Below are 5077 nucleotides of genomic sequence, written 5' to 3'. Positions count from 1 at the left end.
TTTGGCGTTGTCTAATAGTTGAGGTAAGGTAATCATCCGTCCTATATGGCGATACTGAACCTCAAATTCAAGGAGTCAACAATGCTTGGGTATCTCCCCGGAATCCAATAAGAGCCTATGTATGAATACCTGTATGTACCAAATTTTTTTTGACAGATATCTGGCGTTAGATTCGCTGTTAACATTTCGCTCAAGGCCGCTAACGTCGTAAGTAATTGCACGAATAGACGTCCTGCGAATCAGCACCCTATATTCTTCACCTCCAGTTTCGGCTTTCAAATTTTTACCGGCTAATAATTATATTAAAGAACAATAGCATAGGAATTTTTCCAGATCGATATCGATGTTATTTATTGGTAAATATTCGACGCCGTTTCTCACCACATCCATTCCCTTGCTTTTTCCTTCAAGGAACGTGGACGTTAAAACGGTTGTTTATGAGAAAAAAATCATTCCGCTTCTACAGAATAGCCGCTGCAATCCTGTTGCTGGTCAGTTTGATCCTGATGCAAGAACCTGCGGCGGCTGAACAGGAGCGTTCCGATATTTGGCGAGTTTCGCCGCGTCTGGCAAAAGTAGAAAATCCGATTATGGCCGATGCATCCTCTTCGACCACAGGCAAGAGCTTGTATCTGCGCGAATGCCAACAGTGCCACGGGGAAACCGGGAAAGGGGATGGCGCAATGGCCGCTTTTCTGGGCAAGAAAGTGGCAAACCTGACCAGTCCTGAGGTTTTAGGGCAATCTGACGGGACAATCTACACGAAAATCAGAACGGGCAGAGCGCCTATGCCCGGCTTCAAAAATTCCCTCGCCAAAGAAGAAATCTGGCATCTGATCAATTTCATCCGTTCCGGATTCGGGCATAAGGGTAATTCATCCGGCGGCGGGCGAAAGACAGCCAGCAATGCCGATGATCAGTCCGGGGAAAAAGCTCACAACGAACTATTCAAAAAGTCCGAGTTTCCTTCCGCCCAGGAGTGCGGTGCCTGCCACCAGCAGATCTACCGTGAATGGTCTGTGTCGCGTCACGCTTTTGCGCAGATCAGCCCGACATTCCTGGCTTATCAAGCGACTTTGGTGAAATTGACCAAAGGCACCTTGGGCGACTTCTGCGAGCGCTGCCATACTCAGGTGGGCATGTTTTCCGGCGAGCCGATTCTCACCCGCAACAGCAACCGTTCGAAAGTGGCTTTGGAAGGGATCACCTGCGTCGTCTGCCATCGGGTTCCTGACGCCTACGGTAAAATCACCGGGCGGTTTCCGCTCGAGCCTGGCGATATCAAAAATCCCATTTACGGCCCCCGAAAAGGGGATGAACTGCGGCGCGTGTTCGATTCACATCGGGATAATCCGCCCAGAACCCATCGTGAGGCGCGCCTTCTCGAACAAGTTTCCCAACCGGGATTCTGCGCCCGATGTCATGATGTGCGATTAGTCAACGGCATCCGCTTTGAAGACCTGTTCAGCGAATACAAGCAGACGCCGGCGGCTGAAAAAGGATGGACCTGCCAAGGCTGCCATATGGGACCGACTCCGGGCGTTTTCTCTGAGTACCCGCCGGCTTCGGCGGCGATCGTCCGCGGAGAGAAAACCAGGCCCGCCCGGCGCACCAACCATATGTTCCCGGGGCCCGACAGCTCCGTAGTGCATCCCGGCATCTTTCCCATCAATCCGGAGGCGCAGGAGTTTGCCACGCCCGAAGAATGGCTGAGTTTTGACGTCGAAGCCGGCTGGGGTACGGAAAAGTTCGAAAACAGCGTGGACAAGGATGCGAAATTTCCGGGCATTTGGGCGGACCCCGAAGAACGCAAGGCGGCCAGGGAAATTATCGATCAGCAGCTGGCGCTATTGGCCGAGAACCGGGCGCGCGCCACGACCTTACTACGTAACGGATACGGCCTCGGCGAAGTCAAGATTCTTGAAAAAGAGGATGGGCTCAAGTTCGACGTCGAAGTCAATAATTTGACCGAGGGCCACAGTGTGCCTTCGGGACTGATTGCCGAGCGCAACGTATTCTTGCAGGTGACGGTTACCGATGCCGGCGGAACCGTGCTTTTTCGCTCCGGCGATCTCGATCCTAACGGGGATGTGCGCGATATCCATTCTTTGTATGTGCATAACGGCGTCATGCCGAGGGACGAGCAGTTGTTCAATCTGCGCTCTGCGATATTGGTCGGCACCATTCACGGAGGCGAGCGCGAGCAGGTGATACCGGCCAATTACTCTTTGAATCCGCTGATCTTCATGCGCCCCGCGGATACGCCGGCGGTATTGTTCGGCGGCATTCGCGACCTTCGGCTGCAAAAGAAAAGCATCGAGGCGCTGGGGAATCGCTGGGCGAACTATTCAGCCGATCCCGAGCTCCTCACCGGCCGCAAGCCTTATCGAATCAACATCAAACTCGTGGCAGGCCAGCTTCCTCCGCATTTAATCAATGCTATTTCGGGAGCGGGCTTTGAGTACGGGCTTAGTGCCCGCGCGATCGGGGATAAGCTGGTTGATCTTTACCGTGTGCTTTGGGAGCGAGATGTTATTGTCGAATGAATCCAGTGCATGCAGACATTTTGGAGTGCTGTTTGGGCTGGCGATGTTCACTGTCGTTGGAAGTTCCTATGCGGCAGCTCAGGATGGCAAGCAGCCAAGCGCAACGGAGGCCCGGAAGCAAACAGAGGCTCCTATTGCCGAAGGACGTAATGCTGTCAACTTCTACCGCAGTCCGACTGAAACCGTGCGTGGCGAAGACCCGTTGCGCCTGTCCAATAAGATTGTTCAATACCCGGCCGATCCGGTGGATCGACCCGATCCACTTATAGAGATCGGCGATCCTTTTATCGGAAACGGGCCGATCCGGCCGGGTTTCAAAACCTTAACCGGCCAAATGCTCCAGCCTTCGTTTTTATTGTTCGGAACATTCCGCGCTGCTTTCCAGAGTTTCGAAAAAAACGGCAGAAATAACCTGGAGTGGGCCAACCGGCTCGATTTGAACGGTAACCTGAACCTTTCGGGAACAGAGCGGCTGGTTTTCTCCATGCGGCCGCTCGATCGCGAAACCGGGGATTACACCGGCTATAATTTCGAACCCAACAATGATGACGGCTGGCGCGAAGAACTCAACGGCAGGTTGACCAAGCTCTATTTTGAAGGTGATCTGGGAGAGATATTTCCCGGTCTGGACCCGACTGACTCCCATACATACGATATCGGATTTTCTATCGGCCGCCAGCCGATCAAGCTCCAGGACGGGATGCTGATGAACGATATCATCGATATGATCGGAGTCACTCGCAACTCGCTGATATTTGACGGCATATCAAACCTGCGTTTAACAGGTCTGTACGGCTGGAATCGTCTCAATCGCGGAAGCGGCGAGCTCGGCGATAACCACTACCATTCGGCAAACCTGTTCGGTCTGTTGTCGGAAGCCGATACCGCATTGAACAATACCCTGGCCCTGGATTTCATTTATGTCGCCGACGATCAGGATGAAAATGCCTGGTACATGGGCGTTGCATCGACCCAACGCTTCGGCTGGCTGAACTCGACGTTCAGGGTTAACGCCTCCATCCCTGAACACAGCGCATCAAAGAACGTAGGGAGCGGCGCGCTTTTGCTGTCTCAATTGTCCAGCACGTTGCCTGGTTCCGACGATGTCGTCTATTTCAATACATTCTGGGACGTCAACCGGTTTACATCGATTGCGCAAAGTCCGGATGTAGGCAGCAGCGTGGCAAACGTCGGGATTTTGTACGGCCCGGTGGGGATGGGCCGTTACGGAATCCCGCTCGGGCAGTCAATCGACGATACGGTTGGCGCGGCGCTTGGCTATCAGCTGTTTCTCGGCGGCATCGATGACCAGCTTATCTTTGAAGTCGGCGCCCGTACGAGCACTCAAGAGCGGGAGGAAGGCGCAGTGGGGTTGGGTGCCCGCTATCAGCGCGCTATCGGCCGCCACCATGTATTGCGTCTGGATGGCTTTGTGGCCGGCCAGGAACGGGAGAATGTCTCTTACGGGTTGCGTACGGAATGGATGGTCAAATTCTGAAGCAGTTCAGCAATAGGACAACCGAGTATTTCATAATCATCGAGCAAGGAAAAAAGCTATGGGTGAAACCAATTACCGTTCAGGAATCGATCGGCGTTCCGAAGCTTATGGACATAATACGGCCTATAGACGTTTCAGACACATTTCCGTCAGTGAACGAATTTTAAATACGGCTTTTCTGCTGACTATAGCGATCGGTTATATGGTTGCCCTGGCGAATATGTATTACACGCACCAGAGCCGCGACGGCATAGCCGGCTTATCCATAGACGATGTGATCATTGCCTATCACGGCTCAGACGATCAGACTCGGTTGGGCGCAGCGATAAAAGGCATTATGGAGCCCAATCTAAAATACAAAAGCGATAAGGACATCATATTGAAATGGATTCAAAATGGCGCAAAAGAGCCGGAATATAACGATCACATTGCCCCTATCCTGAACCGTGATTGCATCATCTGCCATGCTCCGGCCATTAATCCGTCCCTGCCGGATCTGACTCATTATTCGGGTGTGGCAGAGGTTGCCCATGCCAGCGGAGCATCGCTGCCGTTTCTGATCCGGATTTCACATATTCACCTGTTCGGCATGGCTTTTCTTCTGTTTTTTATAGGCAAGACCTTTCTGCTTTGCGATCTGAATAATATCGTCAAACGAGTTTCGATAATCATTCCTTTCGCTGCAATGCTGCTGGATGTCCTGTCGTGGTTTCTTACCAAATCCTTTCCCGCGTTTGCCTATGTGGTGGTTGCCAGCGGTGCTTTGATGGGGATCTCTATGGGCATGCAGATTCTGGTCAGCATTTATCAGATGTGGTTTTATCCCGGGAATAAATTTAGATAGGTTTGCTGAAAATCAAACGGATAAACGGCCGTTTTTACGTAGCATCAGTTATTAACCGATGCTACGCAGTTAGCAATACTTCGGACAGTTTTAATGGAGAAGAACCATGAGCAAACTCTGGGATAATACGGTTTCTGACATCGAACAACCCCAGAAATCAGCTCATGGAAGGAATAGTAAACTCAGTTT

3 protein-coding genes are annotated in these 5077 nt (G+C 52.0%); all 3 read left to right on the top strand.

Going from position 1 to position 5077, the window contains the following annotated elements; translation table 11 throughout:
• The first annotated feature begins 437 nt into the window (after positions 1 to 437).
• The 3 genes from V2P20_RS15090 to V2P20_RS15080 are packed head-to-tail and all read left to right on the top strand — an operon-like array spanning position 438 to position 4888.
• A complete protein-coding gene (locus V2P20_RS15090) occupies positions 438 to 2546 on the top strand; it encodes a c-type cytochrome (protein WP_331819723.1) in 2109 nt (702 codons plus the stop codon).
• Positions 2547 to 2589: 43 nt separating this feature from the next.
• Positions 2590 to 4044 carry a hypothetical protein gene (locus V2P20_RS15085; RefSeq protein WP_331819721.1) on the top strand — a complete coding sequence of 485 codons (1455 nt, stop codon included), beginning with the start codon at positions 2590 to 2592 and terminating at the stop codon, positions 4042 to 4044.
• 58 nt (positions 4045 to 4102) lie between these two features.
• Positions 4103 to 4888, top strand: a complete 786-nt coding sequence (locus tag V2P20_RS15080; protein ID WP_331819719.1) for a hypothetical protein — start codon at positions 4103 to 4105, stop codon at positions 4886 to 4888.
• Positions 4889 to 5077 lie beyond the last annotated feature (189 nt).

Origin of the sequence: Methylobacter sp. Wu1, assembly GCF_036553575.1 — a bacterium.
Taxonomy (GTDB): domain Bacteria; phylum Pseudomonadota; class Gammaproteobacteria; order Methylococcales; family Methylomonadaceae; genus Methylobacter.
This window is presented reverse-complemented; position numbering and strand designations above follow the sequence as displayed.